Genomic DNA, 17,812 nt, shown 5'->3' with positions numbered 1-17,812 from the left:
GCTTGCCATCTTAACGTTTGCAGGCCAGTCTTCTTTTCACGTGCCGAATGCAATTCATCCAAAAGAAGATCGCCAATCATTCTTGATTTAGAAGCTGGTATATTTTATTGTTCACTTGGCCCAATTTAGCATTATTTTGAATGTTTGAGAACAAAATAACAATGGTTTGCCCAGATTTGCTAAAGCTGTTCAAGATATTGAAGCCCGGCATAACACCATGGTTTGAATAGCTGCCGGGAGCAACATAAAATCCCATGCCGTATGTGGAGCTGCTCCCTGGCGTAAACATCTTTTCATAGCTTTTTTGCGAATACAGTTTTCCGTCTATCAGCGCTTGGTCAAATTTGTACATATCTATAGCGCTCATATAAATATCCCCCGCTCCATACAGCTGGGATAGATCAGGTATATACGGTGTAACTGTTTTGCTGCCCTCCATCTTATACCCGACGGCAGGATAAGGTTCTTTTTTATATGTTTTGTAAAAGCCTGCATGCGTCATTCCCGCAGGTTTAAAAATATGATTCTTTATGTACTGTTCATAGGGCTCACCGCTTACTTCAGCAATAATATAAGCAAGAACAGAATAGTTGGAATCCTTGTAGTCCCATACGCCCGGCTGACGTTTGATTCCCTGCAGTTCTATGTCTTTTATTAAATCGTCCGGAGTAATGGCGCCGTTTCCTTCAATATGTCCGTTTATCCCCGATGTATGTGTAAGCAGATTCTTCAAAGTAATCGTTTGTCCGTTGGGAAAATGAGGTAAATACGTACTTACCGGATCACTTGTCTGAAGTTTCCCCTTTTCCTCAAGCTGCAAAATAGCAGTTGCAATCAGCGCTTTTTGTGATGAACCGACATAAAAAGATGTCAATGGATTATTTTGAATGTAGTGTTTACGGTCAGCATAGCCAAAACCTTTATTTGTTACGATTTCTCCATTTCTGACAATCATGGCTGTTCCGCTGAAACCGATCTCTTCTAAATAATTGCTGATTTTTTGATTTCGATCCACTGTTTTGATTTGTTCCTCTGATTTTTTGGCAGTTTTCTTTTTGATCTCTTTTTTCTGATCGGTATTTGAAACCGCTGCAATTTCTTGAGATGGCTCGTTTTCTTCACTATTTCGATGAATAGCATTCCAAATCGTAATGCAAACCATCACTGCTAAAAGACCAAGCAACAGTTTTCCTCTTTTATTTAGTTTTCTCCGTCTGCGTTTCGCAGTTCTTCTGCGGGTTGGGCTTGTCATTCATTTTTTCCTCCCAAAATAAATTCCATTTTGCACACGTTTTGTTAGACGAATAAAGCCCTAAAAAAGTTGTCAAAAAAAGCAATATTTTTATCATTTTTTTGCAAAATACAAAAAAGCTGAGTTTTTCACTCAGCCTTTTGTATCATTTGAAACTTATTTTATTTTTATTCTTCAAATTCGAGTTCTTCTTGTGTCTCTTCAGCTTGCTGCTGCACTACTCCGTTATTATCCAAGCCGTAATGTTCGCGAATTTGCTCCTGGATCATCAGCATGATATCTTTATTTTCTTTCAGGAATTGTTTTGCATTTTCACGGCCTTGGCCAAGACGCTCTTCTTCATAAGAGTACCATGAACCGCTTTTTTGCACGATATCAAGTTCAGTTCCTAGGTCAATGATTTCGCCTTCTTTTGAAATGCCTTCTCCGTACATAATGTCAACCTCGGCTGTACGGAACGGCGGAGCCACCTTGTTTTTCACGACTTTGATTTTCGTTTTGTTCCCCATTACGTCGTTGCCTTGTTTCAGCTGTTCAGCACGGCGCACTTCAAGACGCACGGAAGAGTAGAATTTCAACGCACGGCCGCCAGGAGTTGTTTCCGGATTCCCGAACATAACACCGACTTTTTCACGAATTTGGTTAATGAAAATCGCGATTGTCTTCGATTTGTTAATGGCCCCTGAAAGCTTACGAAGCGCTTGAGACATTAAGCGTGCTTGTAAACCGACATGAGAATCTCCCATGTCGCCTTCAATTTCCGCTTTCGGAACGAGAGCGGCTACAGAGTCGACAACGACAATGTCAACTGCCCCGCTTCGAACCAATGCTTCCGCAATTTCAAGCGCCTGCTCGCCTGTGTCAGGCTGAGACAGTAAAAGCTCTTCAATGTTAACACCGAGCTTTTGCGCGTATACCGGATCTAACGCATGCTCCGCATCGATAAACGCGGCTTGTCCGCCCTGCTGCTGAACTTCAGCAATCGCATGAAGCGCCACAGTTGTTTTACCTGAGCTTTCAGGACCGTATACTTCAATAATCCGTCCGCGAGGATATCCGCCAATTCCCAGTGCTGTATCGAGAGCGAGGGAGCCGCTTGGGACAGTAGAAATTCTTGTATCTGTCTTTTCTCCCAGTTTCATAATGGAACCTTTGCCGAACTGTTTTTCTATTTGTTTAAGAGCCATATCTAAGGCTGCCTGACGATCACTCATTCTATTTTTTCCTCCTTTATGTTACCACTACATATACTATACCCTGTTTGAAGGGATTTGCCAAGAAAAAAGCGAACGCATATTCGGATTTTTTCTTGGCGTGATTCCTATCAAAATATCATAATGTATCAGAGAAATCATGTTTTCTTAGGAGGATAATGTGCTGAAAATATTATTTTTGCTCTAAAAGCTTTAAGATTAAATGGCAGCCGTATTTAGCGCCGCGTTTTCTGATCCCCGTTCTGGAGCCCGCAAAGTGAAACTCGTGAACCTCTTCTTTACCATTTGCGGAAATGCCGATAAACACATGCCCAGGCTCATGCCCTTCTTGAGCATCAGGTCCTGCTACACCAGTAAAGCTAATGCCGATATCGCTGCCAGTGAGTTTTTGAACACCCTTAGCCAGTTCGGATGCGCACTCCTTGCTGACCGCCCCAAAACGATCTAATGTTTCCTTCTTGACACCAAGCACATTCTGCTTCACGTCGTTTGTATAGCAAACAACGCCCCCGGCAAATAATTTTGAGGCACCGCTATGATCCGTCAGCCATTCAGAAAACAGCCCTCCGGTAAAGCTTTCTGCCGCAGAAATTGTAATGCCTTTTTCCTTACACGCTATAGATAGCTCTTTTACAAGAGAAGTATCATCGTAACCATAGAAAAATTCACCGACACGCTCTAAGATAACGGCCTCTGTTTCTTTTAACAGACGCTCTGTTTCCTTTTCATCGGCGTGTTTGGCTGTCAAACGCAGCGTCACCTCTCCATCAGCCGCCAAAGGCGCAATTGTCGGATTGGTTTGCGCATCAATAATATCTTCCAAATCGGCTTCAAGCTGAGATTCACCGATACCGAAAAAGCGAAGAACGGTTGACACAATTTTTTCATTTGAACCCATCTTTTTCAGCAGAAGAGGTTTTGCCTCGTTTTCAAACATTGGACGCAATTCGCTCGGCGGTCCAGGAAGAAGCATATAATAGCGCGATTCATGCTCTGTGAGCATTCCCGGGGCCATTCCAAAGTGATTCGCCAGCACGTCAGAGCCTTCGATCACAAGCGCCTGTTTTCGGTTATTAGGTGACATCGTGCGTTTTGTTCGTTTGAAATAGTCCTCAATGGATTGGAATGCCTCATCATTTAACACAAGCGGACGTCCCAGCGTATTTGCAATCGTTTCTTTCGTCAGATCATCTTTTGTGGGTCCAAGACCTCCTGAAAAAATAATGAAGTCAGAGCGTTCTTCAGCAATGCGGATGACCTGCTTCAGCCGCTCCGGGTTATCTCCGACCGCTGTATGATAAAATACGTTGACCCCGATTTCAGCGAGCTGTTTGCTGATAAATTGAGCATTTGTATTGGCGATTTGGCCAAGCAGCAGCTCTGAACCGACTGCAATTATTTCTGCTTTTTTTGGAAATTCCATGACGAAGTCCTTCTTTCTTAGTTAGATGTTTTTAACGCTTCCCAGTTTTTAGAGAAGTATTCCCAGCCTGAGACGACAGTAAAGAAGACGGCTACCCACAGCGCCAAGTCAGCAAACGGGAATGACACAAGTTCAAATGGAAGATTATGAAGAAGCAATGCGGATACCGCAATAATCTGTGCCCAGGTTTTGATTTTACCAAGCATGTTAGCAGCTACGACTTCTCCTGTTCCGGCTAAGACAAGCCTTAAACCTGTCACGGCAAACTCCCTGCTGATAATCAGAATGACCATCCAAGCTGGAGCGAGATCAAATTGAACAAGGATAATTAACGCTGCGGATACGAGCAGTTTGTCCGCAAGCGGATCAAGAAATTTCCCGAAGTTTGTTACGAGATTCAGTTTTCGGGCATAATACCCGTCCACCCAGTCTGTTGTAGATGCAATAATAAATAGAATAGCCCCCGCCAAATGTGCGACCGGGATTGATTCGTCTCCAACTTCGAGCCTGCCCCAGTCAAACGGCGCCAGCATGATAATCATGAAGATTGGGATTAATGCGATTCTAGCTAGTGTGATTTTATTTGGTAAGTTAAACATAAAGCCCCTCCAATTTCATACTCGGACGTGAAGAAAAGTCATCTGATAATTTAAGATGACTTTTCTTCCTTTTTATTTACAATCTTTATGGTTTGTGCCATCACTTTTTTCGGATCAAGTTCATATGAAAGAACCTTACCGTTGATTTTTATTTTCAGATTAGGTGCATATCCGGTGCGGATATCAACTTGTTTCTGATCAGTTATGTCTTTTTTATAGGTTTCGTCTTTTTTCAGCGTTCCTTCTTTTAAAGAGCTGCTGTTTTCATCACGCACTCGAATCCAGGAGCTGTCTGATGCCTTCAGTTCCAGCTCGATTTTATCAGCGCCGGACACTTCATAAGTCGTTAACGATCCTTCAGTGCCAGCAGCTTTAATCTCCAGCTTCTCACTGTCATTTTCTTTTTTCTTATCTTCGTTTTCTTTCGTTTCTTTTTTAGTGTCTGTCTCTTTTTCAGAGCTGTTATTTTGATTCTCTTTCAGCGTTGAATCTTTAGGGATTTCGTACTTGCTCTCACTTTGCGTAATTGCTTTTTCTGATGCCGCATTATGATCATCACTGTTTTTGTGATTGGCAAATTGAATGATCGCGTACACAATGGCAATCACGACAATCACGCCGAGAATAACAAGTATCGTTGGCAGCAGCTCCAGCGCCTTAGATGCTGGCTTTGGCATTTCCTTTTGAAGATTCATGCCGGAGATCTTTTCAGACACATCGTCATGATACGTATTAGGGATATCTTTTTTATGCTCCTCAAACAGCTGATCCGCATCAAGCCCAACGGCTTCTGCATATTGCTTGATGAATGCCCGAACATAAAACTTCCCCGGAATAATGTCATAGTTCCCTTCCTCCAAGGCGGTTAAATACCTTTTTTGAATCTTTGTTGCCGCTTGGAGATCATCCAATGACATTGCTTTTTCCTCTCTGGCTTCTTTGAGCCGGATTCCTAGTTCAGTCACAACAAACACCTTCCAATTTTAAAAATCAAAGCTTGAAAACCCGGATTGATCAAACATTTGGGGTTCCTCGGCATGTTCATATGTAATAACCTCATCAGGGTCATTTCTCAGTTCAATAATATAATCAAAGTCATCTAGTGTATACTCTGTATTTTGAACGAATATGTCCGGATGCTCCACCACTTTTGTTGCCGGAAGCCGCATGATTTCTCGGACCAGCTGGAGATGGCGTTCCGATCCTCTTCGTGTTGACACAATTCCGTCAACGATAAAAACATTTTCAGTGCTGTATTCATCGGCAATCAGCTGGCTTCTTATCGTCTGCTTCAGCAAGGTTGATGACACAAACAGCCACCTTTTGCTTGCACACACACTAGAGGCTACAATCGATTCCGTTTTCCCGACACGCGGCATACCTCTGATTCCGATTAATTTATGGCCTTCTTTTTTGAACAATTCGGCCATAAAATCGACTAATAAGCCAAGCTCGTCCCGTTCAAAGCGGAACGTTTTCTTGTCATCGGCATCCCGTTGAATATAACGGCCGTGGCGTACGGCAAGACGGTCGCGAAGCCTCGGTTCTCTAAGCTTCGTTACTTTAATTGTTTCCATCGTTTTTAAGATTGATTCTAATCGTTTAATTTGATCTATATGGCGGCACCTGAGGAGCATTCCCCTTCTGGAAAGATCGACGCCGTTTATCGTTACGATGTTGATAGAAAGCATCCCAAGAAGAGATGAAATATCCCCGAGCAGTCCGGGGCGGTTCACTTGAATTTCATATTCAAAATACCATTCGAGCTTTGCCAAATGATATACCCCCTTCATTGTGGCAAAATTTTACCTTCCTTTATCATAAAGCATTTTTCTCTAATTAGAAAGAAGAATGTTGCTGTGATGAGGAAAACATAAAAAAGAGAGGAAAAATCCCCTCTCTTCCTAGTGAGTGCTGTTATTTTCAACAAGCTTAACCATCATATTGGCAATGGCGTGCTGTTCATCTTTTGATGCTACACTCCAAAGATCTGCCAGCACTTTTTCCTGCTCGTTCTTAGATTCCACTTCATTAGCCAAGTAGCTGCCGATTTCTGTCGCAAGATCTGTAATCGTATCCTGGCTCATACCTTTATCTTGCGCATAGTTCAGACGGTCGCCAAGGAAGTTTTTCCAGCTATCCCAGTTTTCTAATACTGACATGCTTGTTTCCTCCATTTCATGTGAAGTTACAAGATTATTGTATCCTTCGCAAAAGAAACTATACACCGAATATTTTCGGATCAGCAGTGCCAGCCGCCATTCACCGACAGAATTTGGCCGGTGATATATGACGCTTTTTCAGACAGGAGAAAAGCTGTTGCATCCGCAATTTCTTGCGGCCGGGCCAGCCGGCCGATCGGAATCTCATCAGCGATCTCTTCTTTTTCAGCCGGGGTAAATTGATTCATCATATTTGTATCAACTGCGCCCGGCGCTACGGCGTTTACCCTGATTCCGCTTGGCGCCAGCTCCTTAGCCAATCCTTTTACAAACGAATGCTGAGCTCCTTTTGCCATGCTGTACAGCACTTCACAGGATGCCCCAGTCTCTCCCCAAATCGAGCTGACAGCCACAATCGCTCCCGATTTATTCCGAATCATGCCTGGCAGAAGGTTTCTCGTCAGCATATACGGACTCGCTACATGAAGCTGAACCATTTCCTGGACCGTTGCGTTATCTACATCCGTAATCAGCCCAAAATGGCTTCGTCCGCTGTTTAAAACAATCGCATCAATCGGCTGAACAATTGAACTTGTCAGCTTATCTGCTCCATCTTGCGCGGACAGATCAGCTTGTAATATCTCCGCATTTACGCCAAACATCTGACTTAGTTTTTCAGCAAGCTCCGCTGCCGCGTATTGATTTGTATTGTAATGCAGCAACAGATTGTATCCCTTAGCAGCAAGGGTTTCGCTGATGCTTTTGCCAATGCCGCCGCTCGCTCCGGTGATTAGTGCTGTTTTGTTCATCCTCTTTCCTTCTTTCCGCAGAAAAACACCCCTCACACTGGAGGGATGTTTTGTTTATGATTTAGGAACAACCTTGCAGACAGTCAGTCTGTCTGCAGCGATTTCCTCTTGTATTACGTTCTGGACATCCTCGAGGGTAATCTGCTCGAGTACCGTTACAACGTCAAACAGGCTCATATCCAAGAACGCATAACGGGTAAATTGATTGGCGATGTATTCAGGGGAATTCAGCGCTTTTAAGAATGTACCGATCTTTTTCTTTCTGGCAAGTTCAATCTTTTCAGCAGTAATCAGTTCACCGGCGCGCAAAAGCATGCTTGAAATGTCTTCAGCCAATTGATCCGGCTCAGGCGTATCTCCGCCGATCGCCGCAAAACCAAACCCATATTCAGCAGTAAAATCAAAGCTGAACGTTTCGTCAATATATCCTTTTTCATAAAGTGATTCATACTGGGCAGAGCTTTTGCCGAAAAGCGCTTCAAGCAATAAGTTCATTGAAAGTTCATGCTTTAAGAGCTCTTTGCCTAATTTAAACGGCTTTTTGGATTTCAGCCCGACAAGGCATTTCGGTCCCTGCACGTTCATTTTGATCTCTTTTTCTTTTCTGAAAACCGCTTCTTGCTCTTTCACTTCTTCCCGTTTGATCTCCGGCTGATCAGTATACGGCTTTTTCCCCTGGTTTTCTCTTACCTGAGAAATAATCGCTTCAGGATCTACAGGTCCGACAATGAAAAGGAGCATGTTACTCGGGTGATAAAACGTTTCATAGCATTCATAAAGAAGGTCTTTTGTAATATGTGAAATGCTTTCCACTGTTCCCGCTATGTCAATTCTGACAGGATGCTCTTTGTACATGTTTTCAATGACCCCGAAGTAAAGCCTCCAATCAGGGTTATCGTCGTACATATTAATCTCCTGCCCAATAATCCCTTTTTCCTTTTCAACCGTTTTTTCAGTAAAATATGGGTCCTGTACGAAATCGATAAGCGTCTCTAAATTGCGTTCAACATTTGATGTGCTTGAGAAAAGGTAAGCTGTTCTTGTAAATGACGTAAACGCATTGGCAGAAGCCCCCTGTTTGCTGAAATCTTGAAAAACGTCTCCGTCCGCTTTCTCAAACAGCTTGTGCTCAAGAAAGTGAGCAATCCCGTCCGGCACGTGAACCATCTCGTTTTTACCTAAAGGGACAAACCGGTTATCTATCGAGCCGTACTTTGTTGTAAAGACCGCATATGTCTTGTTAAAGCCTTTTTTTGGCAAAACGTAAACATCAAGGCCGTTGGACATTTTTTCATGATACAGCGTCTCCTGAAGCTGTTCATATTCGATTGGTTTGATCAAGATGCACCCTCCGTCCCTTTTAAGAAATAAGTCGTATCAAGCTGAATCTTTTCGCCGGCTTTAATGATATCCTCTTTTGTGACATTCTCAATATTGGCAAGAAAGTCTTCGATAGGAATCTCGACTTGAGCAGCGGCCTGCTGATATAAAAATTCAGATAAACCGTATGCTGTATCAATCGTTTCCAGCACTTGATTTCGAATGACGGCCTTTGTCTGTGCTATATCCTGCTCACTGAAATCGCCGTTTTTCATTGCTTGGAATTGCTCAGCAATAATCGAAACAGCCTGTTCAAAATTTTTCACTTCAATGCCTGACATCACCATTAACAAGCCTTTAAAACTTTCTATACGCGAAGCCGCGTAGTAAGCAAGACTGGCTTTTTCCCGAACATTAATGAAAAGTTTAGAATGAGAGAATCCGCCGAACAATCCGTTAAACACTTGTAAAGCAGGATAATCCTGATCTGTATAAGTGATGCTGGTGCGGTAGCCGATATTCAGCTTTCCTTGCTTAACATCCTCTTCATCAATTACTTCTTTTGGCTGCACTTTTTCATCAGCGTGATTGTTTTCAATCGTGCCAAGAGTGCGCTCTTCTGTTTTGAAATACTTATCAATTGCCGAATGTACCTGGTTACTGTCCACATCACCAACAACATATAGATCAAGCTGGTCTTTTTGGATAGCGCTTTGGTATGTTTCGTATAATTGCTCTGCCGTAATGTCATCGACATCGTCGATTTCACCATTGACATGAAGCGCGTAAGGCTCATTTTTGCACATTTCCTGTATCAGCCTTAAATTCGAATAGCGCATTTTATCATCATAGACGGCTTGGATTCTTTGCTTAAGCGTCCGTTTTTCTTGAGCCACATATTGTGACTGAAAAGCGTCTCCCTCCAAAGCAGGTGAAAAGACGATTTCTGCGAGAAGCTGGAGCCCTTTCTCAAGTAGCGGCGTTTGGTCTTTTAAATATTTTTCATTCGGGATTTCAAGCCTGAACGTAATGACGTGCCGCTCTCCTTTTTTCGTAAGGTCAGCCGATACTGACGTGCCGTACAGCTCATCCAAGTATGAACGCAATTCTGCGGTTTTCGGATGGCTTTTCGTTCCGCGAAGAAGCACATGCGGGAGCAGCGCTCTTTTGGTGACTTGATCCTTTGTCAGCGGCGCAAGCATCTTAAAAATAAGCGAGACGGTTTTGAATTTTTCTGTTTCTACAATGTGTGCGGTTAAACCGCCGTGCTTTGATTTGAGTTCATTAACATATGACATATGGAACCTCCTTCGTTCATTTCTTAATTAGTATGTATTATGACCAATTTTCAGCATCCGCAGAAACACTCTTTCATGTAATTATAGCAACTGTAGGATTTATAAGGAAACAATAACCTCCGCATGCTGTATAGGTACTGCAAGGAAGCGCAAAAAAAGACGGCTGGCTAGACCGTCCCTAAGTTTTTTTCTTCTTCTTCACTTTTTTTAGCATCTACAGTAAAGAGCACTAAAAATAAAGAAACGATGCTGCAAAACGCCGAGAGTATGAAAATAATCCAGTTTGCATTAGACATTAATGCAGCAAAAACAGGTGGACCGAGAGCTACTCCTATAAAGCGCATGCTATTGTAGAAGGAGGAAATGGTTCCGCATTGTTCACTTTCAATCCCTTCGGTTATCAATGCATCTAAAGCAGGAAGAGCCATTCCAATCCCAATCCCGCCAAAGCTTAAAAAGACAAATAAAAAATAAAAACTGTGGTTCCACCACAAGGCAATAAACGAAAGGGTTAACAGAATCATCCCTGTAACAACGCAAAATTTCATCCGGCCTTTATCTTTACCGATCTTTTTGCCAGCTATAAAAGAACTGGTTGACAAAAACAAAAGTGGGATTGCCAGTAATCCGCCTTTAGCTACTCCGTCAATGGCATACTTGTTCTCCAGCGTATCTGATAAATAAAATAATACGCCAAATAACAAAAACATAATGACACACCCGATAATGAAGACCGTATAAAGCCAGCGACCATCCTGTTTAAAGATTTTCTTCACACTCTTAATAAACTCAGAAACAGCAGGCGCATCTTCATCTTCTTCAGGCTTAGCCACCAAAAACAATACGAGTAAAAAGCTGATCAAACAGAAAAACGGAATAAACCAAAACGGTACAAACCAATACCAAGAAGCCAGTAAGGCTCCAAGTATGGGACTCAGTACCTTCCCTGACGTGTTAGCGGTTTCAATATCGCCAAGGCCGGCGCTGACCTTTTCATCGTCTCCTTGAAACAAATCGCCGATAAACGGCATAACGATAGGAGCTGCACCTGCAGAACCGATGCCTTGAAGAACCCGCCCCGCCAAGATCATAGCATAAGGATTTTTCATATAGGTCGAGGCAAAAGCAGCTACCGCTCCCCCCAATCCTGCAATGAGGAGGCATGGAAGCAATATTTTTTTTCTTCCGAAACGATCCGACAAATATCCGGCAATCGGAATGCAAATAATTGCTACTACTGAATATACAGTAATGATTAAAGATACTTGAAATGAAGTCACCGACAACTTTTTCTCCATCATCGGAAGAACAGGAATCAGCATGGAGTTCCCGAGTGTCATCACAAGCGGGACGGAAGACAATGCAATAATATTTTTCATTCCATTTTTCTCTCTCAACATTTTCACCCATTCACTTTCTTGTCATCCCTTATATATTGCGTTAACCGGAATGAAAGTATGTACAAAGAAACATGAATCAGTGCAAATAAAAAAACAGACACATACAGGCGTCCGTTTTTAGAATCGTTTACGCAAAACATGAAATCTGAATTTATCCGCTCTAAAATAATTTAAAGAATAAAGCACCGGTTTATCGTGCTGATCGTAATGGGTTTGTTTTAACAGCAAAAGAGCTGTTTCCGGATCGCATTCAAGTACTGGAGAAATGGTATCGTGATAGCCGATCGGTTCTATATCAGTTACTGCATAGCTGATTACGGAGCCTGAATTTTTCTCAAGCAGGTCAAACATAGATTCTTGCTGATGAGAAAAAGAATTCGGCAAAATATTCATCGGAATTTTGTCTATACAATACACAATCGGCTGTCCGTCAGCTGTCCTGACTCGTTCAAGGTAAAAAAGTTCTTGCCCTTCTGCCAAATGAAATCTCTTTGTATCATCTTCAGACGGCATAAGCACTTGTGATGATAGAAAAATCGTGCCAGGGGTCATATTCGCCTGTTCTATCATCTTGGTTACACTGTTCAGCTGTTCAATGCCCGAAAGAAATAACGGCTTAGAATGGACAAAAGTGCCTACACCATGCCTTCTGATAATCACATGCTCTTCTTCCAGTATCCGCAAGGCTTCTCTTAGCGTCGCTCTGCTGACACCAAGCTTTTTGGAAAGCTCAAATTCAGAAGGCAGCTTTTCCTTCTCAGTGTAGATCCCATTTTTTATATCCTCTTTAATTCGTTCAATTACTTTCAAATACAAGTGCCGATTATCAGCTTTTGTAGACATGTTTCCCCTCCGTAAACCACTTTCGATAAAAATTATTGAACAATTGGGACAACTATATCATGTTTTGTCGAAAAAATAAATAGAAAGGTGATCAGTTTACATAATGTTATTATTGCCAACTATAGAAAGCGGAACTCCCTTCATTAAGAAGAGAGCTCATCATATTTCTCTTTTGATAATAATACTTCCCTAGGTTTGCTGCCTTCATACGGTCCGACAACACCGCGTTCTTCCATTGCGTCAATCAGGCGCGCCGCTCTCGTATAGCCGATTCTGAATCTTCTTTGCAGCATTGAAACAGATGCCGTCTGCATGCCGACGATTAATTCAACAGCTTCATCATAAAGTTCATCAGTAACCTCGGAATGAGTTTCCGTTGTCTCCTCAGGAATCATTTCTTCTTGATATTGCGCTTTCTGCTGCGTAATCACATGGTCGACGACCTTCTCCACTTCGTCATCTGACAAAAATGCTCCCTGCACACGGACAGGTTTATTAGCCCCTACAGGTAAAAACAGCATATCGCCGCGGCCAAGAAGCTTCTCAGCGCCACCCATGTCAAGAATGGTCCTTGAATCCGTCTGTGAAGATACGCTGAACGCGATTCGTGACGGAATGTTCGCTTTGATCACCCCTGTGATAACATCCACCGATGGCCGCTGTGTCGCAATAATAAGATGGATGCCAGCAGCCCGCGCCATTTGGGACAATCTCGTAATCGAATCTTCCACATCAGATGAAGCGACCATCATGAGATCGGCAAGCTCGTCCACAATGACAACAATATAGGGCAGCTCTGGCTGTTTCGCTCCTTCTTCATTGTTGGCGCGTTTTATATAATCATTGTATCCTTCAATATTTCGTGTACCCGTATGAGAAAATAATTCGTACCGTCGCTCCATTTCATTGACAACCTTTTTCAAAGCCTGCGACGCTTTTTTCGGATCGGTTACAACCGGAGCAAGCAAATGCGGAATCCCGTTGTAGACATTTAGCTCTACCATTTTAGGATCGATCATCATCATTTTCACTTCATGCGGTTTCGCGCGCATTAAAATACTTGTAATAATGCCGTTGACACAGACACTTTTCCCGCTACCGGTTGCGCCTGCGACCAAAAGGTGGGGCATCTTGTTTAACTCAGCCAATACAGCTTCACCTGAAATATTGCGGCCGAGTCCAATTAACAGCTTCGCATCCGGTCTGTCATTCAATTTAGACTCCAGCACTTCCTTCAGCGAAACCATTGCCACTTCTGCGTTTGGAACTTCAATTCCGATTGCTGATTTGCCTGGTATAGGCGCTTCGATCCTGATATCCTTCGCAGCAAGCGCAAGCGCTAAATCATCGCTTAAATTGACAATTTTGCTAACCTTCACTCCGACATCAGGATATACTTCATATTTTGTTACGGCCGGTCCGAGATGAACCTGTGTGACTTTCGCCTTTACGCCAAAGCTTTGGAATGTGCGTTCAAGCTTTCTGGCATTTTCATAAATATTCTTTTTATCAGCCTGCTGGCCGGTATGCTTCGGATCTGCCAGCAAATCCAGTGACGGCATCTCGTAATCCTTATTTTCGAGCTCTGTAAAGGTCATAGGAGGAGCAGAAACAGTTTCCTGATCACCTGTCTCCGGTTGGATGTCCTGAAGCGGCTTCGACACAGGTTCGGGGCGCTTTTCTATAACTGGAGACTCATCCTCTTCATTACGATCAGAAAAGCTTGAGATAATCGGCTCTGAATGAATAAGAGACGATACTGTTTCATAATCCCCCTCTTCATCAGGAGGCTCCGGTTCCATTTGCTGTTTTTTGCGGGCCGGTTTTTGTTTTTTGCTCGGCGCTTTCGTTTTTTTCGATGACTGCATATTTGATTTGAAGGATTTCATATCATCAATAAATGCTAACCATTGTTCTTTTATAAAACGTCCAATCGGGCTCATCCACTTTTTCAGCGTTTCTTGCAGCGAGCGTCCTGTTACTAAAATCATTCCGATCAAAATCATGACAATCGCCATGATCTGAGAACCAGTCGACGCAAACAAAAAGTGTGAAGCCGCAAACAGCAGCGCACCGATCATCCCTCCGCCTAAATCAGGTGAAGCAGAGCTGCCATTCATGTCCATTAAAAACAATTCCCACGTATTGCGCACCACGCTTGCAGACTCAATAGACCCTTTGTGCGTCAAATTTTTAAATAGCTGCACGTGAGAAAGCAGCAATATGCTTGCGATGATACAGTACAACCCGGCCTTTCGTCTCGTTAAAAGGCTTGGGGTTTTTTTCTTCCAAAACAGTGAGACTCCTAACACCAATAAACCTAACAAGCATAAAATAAACCACTCTCCAGCAAAAAAGCGGAACAAATAGATAAACGTTTGCCCGACTACCCCCAGCTGCAAGATTGCGATAATTGAAATGGCTATACACAGCAATCCGTTGAGCTCGAATTTTATATTGAGCTGTTTCGCCTGTTTTTTTCTTGATTTTCGTTTTTTCTTTGCCACACTCATCACCTTACTGCGTTAAAAAATGTAAGTTCATACATAATGAAGAAAGCAGCCGTTTACAGGCTGCGTTTTTTCTGTAGGATTCCCCTATTATAGCATATTTTGCCCTTAAAAAAGGGTTGGATTCTTATACGTTTAATTTCAGCTTTTGTCCCGGTGAAATGTCCGGATGCAGAAAATGCATTGGATTGGTGCTCATGATTTGAATGACTTCCGCTTCATTCCCTTTCATTTCGACTAGAAGCGGTACACCTTTATATTCAATTTGCTCATGTGCGCTTTTCTCTTGGTTCTGTTCTGCAAACACAATTTCCTGCGGCATCACGGTATAAAGAATCATTGAATCATCCGTCCTTCTTCTTTCCTTGCTTCATCGATGAGCTCATTCAGTTTATTGATTGCCTGTCCGACACCGCCTGCGTGATCGATCAATCCATATTTAACTGCATCCTTACCGACTACATTTGTTCCGATATCGCGTGTTAAGTTTCCTTTTGAAAACATTAGCTCTTTAAACTTCTCTTCGGTTATATTGGAATGGCTTGTCACAAATTTAACAACTCTTTCTTGCATCTTATCCAGGTATTCAAACGTTTGCGGCACCCCGATGACCAGCCCGGTGAGCCTAACTGGATGAATCGTCATCGTTGCTGTTTCGGCGATATAGCTGTAATCACAGGATACAGCAATCGGAACGCCGATGGAATGCCCCCCGCCAAGCACGATAGAAACGGTCGGTTTCGATAAAGATGCAAGCATTTCCGCTATGGCAAGACCAGCTTCAACATCTCCTCCGACAGTATTTAATATGATCAGCAAGCCTTCAATTTTGGGATTTTGTTCAATTGCCACAATCTGCGGGATGACATGTTCATATTTTGTTGTTTTGTTTTGCGGAGGAAGCTGAACATGGCCTTCAATTTGTCCGATAATGGTCAGACAATGAATATTTGTATCTTGGGGCAGCTGCGGAAGCGTCGTTTCACCAAGCTGCTGTATTTTATTCATAATGCTGTCCTTCGCATCATTTTTTTCAGGACGCTCTTCTTCTGTGTTTTCCATACGATGATCCATCTCGCTTTCATCCTTTCCGAGTTTCTCTTTGTATTATGAACAAAGATACTTCATTCAATCCCGGCTTGAAGGACAAAAAATAAAGACCGGAGCAGCTCCGGTCTTTAGTCAGTCATTATACTTCCATAATAATTGGGATGATCATCGGTTTACGTTTCGTTTTTTCATAAAGGAATTGGTTCAAAGCATCCCGCATTGCCTGCTTCAGCGTTGACCATTCGACATTTGATGTTTCAGTCGCTTCTGTCACGATGGACCGGACAAGCTCAGTAGCCTGTACGATAAGACCTTCAGACTCTCTTACATAAACAAAGCCGCGAGTGATAATTTCTGGTCCTGATACAAGATGTTTCTTTTGTTTATCAAGTGTAATGACAACGATTAAAATTCCGTCCTGTGAAAGCAAGCGGCGGTCTCTCAATACGATATTGCCGATATCACCGACACCTAAACCATCAATTAAAATATTGCCGTAAGGAACTTTATCCCCAATTTTTACGTTTTGGCCGCGGAATTCAACGACGTCTCCTTTTTCAATTAAGAAGATGTCACTGCGCTTCATGCCGGTTTCTTCAGCGATTTTTGAATGAGCTTTTTGCATTCTGTATTCGCCGTTTACAGGAATCAAATATTTTGGTTTAAGCAGGTTGATCATCAGCTTTAACTCTTCTTGTGAGCCGTGTCCTGATACATGAACACGCTTTTGGGCAAAGATGACTTGTGCACCGGCTCTCGCAAGAAGATCTACTGTTTTAGAGTAAATGAGTTCCTGCCCGGGAATCGGAGTTGACGCAATGACCACCGTATCCCCTTCTTCAATGTTCAGCTGTTTGTGAGCTTTGTTTGCCATTCTTGTCAAAGCAGCTAATGGTTCACCTTGGCTTCCGGCTGTAATAATGGCCACTTCGCGCTTCGGATATTTTTTGACATCCTGTACAGAAATAAACAATTCATCATCTGCTTCAATGTATCCTAACTTTCTCGCCAGCTGCAGGACAGATTGAAGATTTTTTCCGGCTACGGCAATCTTTCTGCCATTTTGAGCCGCTGCATGAATGACTTGCTGAATCCGGTTAATATTGGATGCGAAAACAGCAATAATCACCCGGTTCTGTGAATTATACAGCGCATCCGAAATTTCTCCGCTGACTGCCGCTTCCGAAGGGGTGTAACCCGGCCGTTCCGCATTTGCACTGTCAGAAAGCAGAGCGAGCACGCCGCTATTGCCAATCTTGGCGATCTCGCCAATGTCGCACGTCTGATTAAGTGCAGGTGTTTGGTCAAATTTGAAGTCTCCCGTGCATACAATAGATCCAAGTGATGTTTTAAAGCTCACACCTACAGAATCAGGAATGCTGTGAATCGTTCTAAAGAACGATACTTTTGTTGATTCAAATGTAATGACAGATTTTGAGTGAATTTCTCTTAAATCAGTTTTTCGGTTATGTCCGTATTGTTTTAATTTCTCTCTTAACAGTGCAAGCGTCAGTTTTGTTCCGTACACTGGAACGGACAGCTTGTTTAATAAGTAAAAAACGCCGCCGATATTTTCATCGTGCCCGTGCGTTAAAAAGATTGCCTTGACGCGGTCAGCCCGTTCAATCAAATATGATATGTCAGGAATCACTACATCAATACCGAGCATTTCGTTTTCTGGATGCATAAGGCCGGCATCAACGACAAATATGTCTGAGTCAATTTCAATGACATAAAGGTTCTTCCCAATCTCTCCGACACCGCCAAGGGCGATAATTCTAACGTTTTCTGTATTTTTCTTTTTCAAAATCTATATCCTCCTAGTCTCATACCCGTCCATCATCACTTGTTCCTATTATAACTGAAAGTAAATTTAGAAAACAAGATAAAGCAGAAGGTTTAGGGAAAACCAATATGTAAAAGAAACGGTCA

The 17,812-nt window shown here is 42.7% G+C and carries 16 protein-coding genes; all 16 read right to left on the bottom strand.

Going from position 1 to position 17,812, the window contains the following annotated elements; all coding sequences use genetic code 11:
- Positions 1–76 precede the first annotated feature (76 nt).
- The 16 genes from NYE49_RS09150 to rnjB all read right to left on the bottom strand — a co-directional run bounded on the left by NYE49_RS09150 (position 77) and on the right by rnjB (position 17,687).
- Entirely contained in the window at positions 77–1,252 is a 1,176-nt protein-coding gene (locus tag NYE49_RS09150; RefSeq protein ID WP_047182625.1) for a serine hydrolase domain-containing protein, read from the bottom strand.
- Positions 1,253–1,419: 167 nt separating this feature from the next.
- Positions 1,420–2,466: a recombinase RecA gene (gene recA, locus NYE49_RS09145; protein WP_003245789.1), complete on the bottom strand. Its 1,047-nt coding sequence runs from the start codon at positions 2,464–2,466 to the stop codon at positions 1,420–1,422.
- Positions 2,467–2,638: 172 nt separating this feature from the next.
- Complete coding sequence (locus NYE49_RS09140) at positions 2,639–3,889, bottom strand: competence/damage-inducible protein A (RefSeq protein ID WP_003231847.1); 1,251 nt, start codon at positions 3,887–3,889, stop codon at positions 2,639–2,641.
- Positions 3,890–3,906: 17 nt separating this feature from the next.
- Positions 3,907–4,488, bottom strand: coding sequence for a CDP-diacylglycerol--glycerol-3-phosphate 3-phosphatidyltransferase (gene pgsA, locus NYE49_RS09135; RefSeq protein WP_047182624.1), 582 nt, complete (start codon positions 4,486–4,488; stop codon positions 3,907–3,909).
- Positions 4,489–4,538: 50 nt separating this feature from the next.
- Positions 4,539–5,405, bottom strand: a complete 867-nt coding sequence (rodZ, locus tag NYE49_RS09130) for a cell shape determination protein RodZ (RefSeq protein WP_010886511.1) — start codon at positions 5,403–5,405, stop codon at positions 4,539–4,541.
- Between the two features lie 66 nt (positions 5,406–5,471).
- On the bottom strand, positions 5,472–6,263 hold the full coding sequence (locus tag NYE49_RS09125; RefSeq protein WP_003220998.1) for a YmfK family protein: 792 nt from the start codon (positions 6,261–6,263) through the stop codon (positions 5,472–5,474).
- 129 nt (positions 6,264–6,392) lie between these two features.
- The gene (locus NYE49_RS09120) at positions 6,393–6,650 is read right to left on the bottom strand and encodes a DUF3243 domain-containing protein (RefSeq protein ID WP_003245199.1); all 258 of its coding nucleotides are present in this window, start codon (positions 6,648–6,650) and stop codon (positions 6,393–6,395) included.
- Positions 6,651–6,730: 80 nt separating this feature from the next.
- Positions 6,731–7,459, bottom strand: a complete 729-nt coding sequence (efpI, locus tag NYE49_RS09115; protein WP_015483236.1) for an EF-P-5 aminopentanone reductase — start codon at positions 7,457–7,459, stop codon at positions 6,731–6,733.
- 54 nt (positions 7,460–7,513) lie between these two features.
- Entirely contained in the window at positions 7,514–8,800 is a 1,287-nt protein-coding gene (locus NYE49_RS09110; RefSeq protein ID WP_015383690.1) for a pitrilysin family protein, read from the bottom strand.
- Positions 8,797–10,077, bottom strand: coding sequence for a pitrilysin family protein (locus NYE49_RS09105; protein WP_015383689.1), 1,281 nt, complete (start codon positions 10,075–10,077; stop codon positions 8,797–8,799). Before NYE49_RS09105 ends, NYE49_RS09110 begins: the two co-directional genes overlap by 4 nt.
- A gap of 167 nt (positions 10,078–10,244) precedes the next feature.
- Positions 10,245–11,456 (bottom strand): bacillibactin exporter BcbE, encoded by a 1,212-nt coding sequence (gene bcbE / locus NYE49_RS09100; protein ID WP_080109055.1) that lies wholly within the window; start codon positions 11,454–11,456, stop codon positions 10,245–10,247.
- A 138-nt stretch (positions 11,457–11,594) separates the two neighbouring features.
- Positions 11,595–12,320, bottom strand: coding sequence for a GntR family transcriptional regulator (locus NYE49_RS09095; protein ID WP_003245732.1), 726 nt, complete (start codon positions 12,318–12,320; stop codon positions 11,595–11,597).
- 143 nt (positions 12,321–12,463) lie between these two features.
- Positions 12,464–14,827 carry a DNA translocase SpoIIIE gene (gene spoIIIE, locus NYE49_RS09090; protein WP_342410994.1) on the bottom strand — a complete coding sequence of 788 codons (2,364 nt, stop codon included), beginning with the start codon at positions 14,825–14,827 and terminating at the stop codon, positions 12,464–12,466.
- 130 nt (positions 14,828–14,957) lie between these two features.
- On the bottom strand, positions 14,958–15,170 hold the full coding sequence (tepJ, locus tag NYE49_RS09085) for a TepA modulator TepJ (protein ID WP_047182622.1): 213 nt from the start codon (positions 15,168–15,170) through the stop codon (positions 14,958–14,960).
- Complete coding sequence (gene tepA / locus NYE49_RS09080; RefSeq protein WP_003245712.1) at positions 15,167–15,904, bottom strand: translocation-enhancing protein TepA; 738 nt, start codon at positions 15,902–15,904, stop codon at positions 15,167–15,169. The genes tepJ and tepA overlap by 4 nt, the downstream gene beginning before the upstream one ends.
- A gap of 115 nt (positions 15,905–16,019) precedes the next feature.
- The gene (gene rnjB / locus NYE49_RS09075) at positions 16,020–17,687 is read right to left on the bottom strand and encodes a ribonuclease J2 (protein ID WP_003231875.1); all 1,668 of its coding nucleotides are present in this window, start codon (positions 17,685–17,687) and stop codon (positions 16,020–16,022) included.
- Positions 17,688–17,812: the final 125 nt, after the last annotated feature.

Origin of the sequence: Bacillus sp. FSL L8-0358, assembly GCF_038593095.1 — a bacterium.
GTDB lineage: Bacteria > Bacillota > Bacilli > Bacillales > Bacillaceae > Bacillus > Bacillus subtilis.
This window is presented reverse-complemented; position numbering and strand designations above follow the sequence as displayed.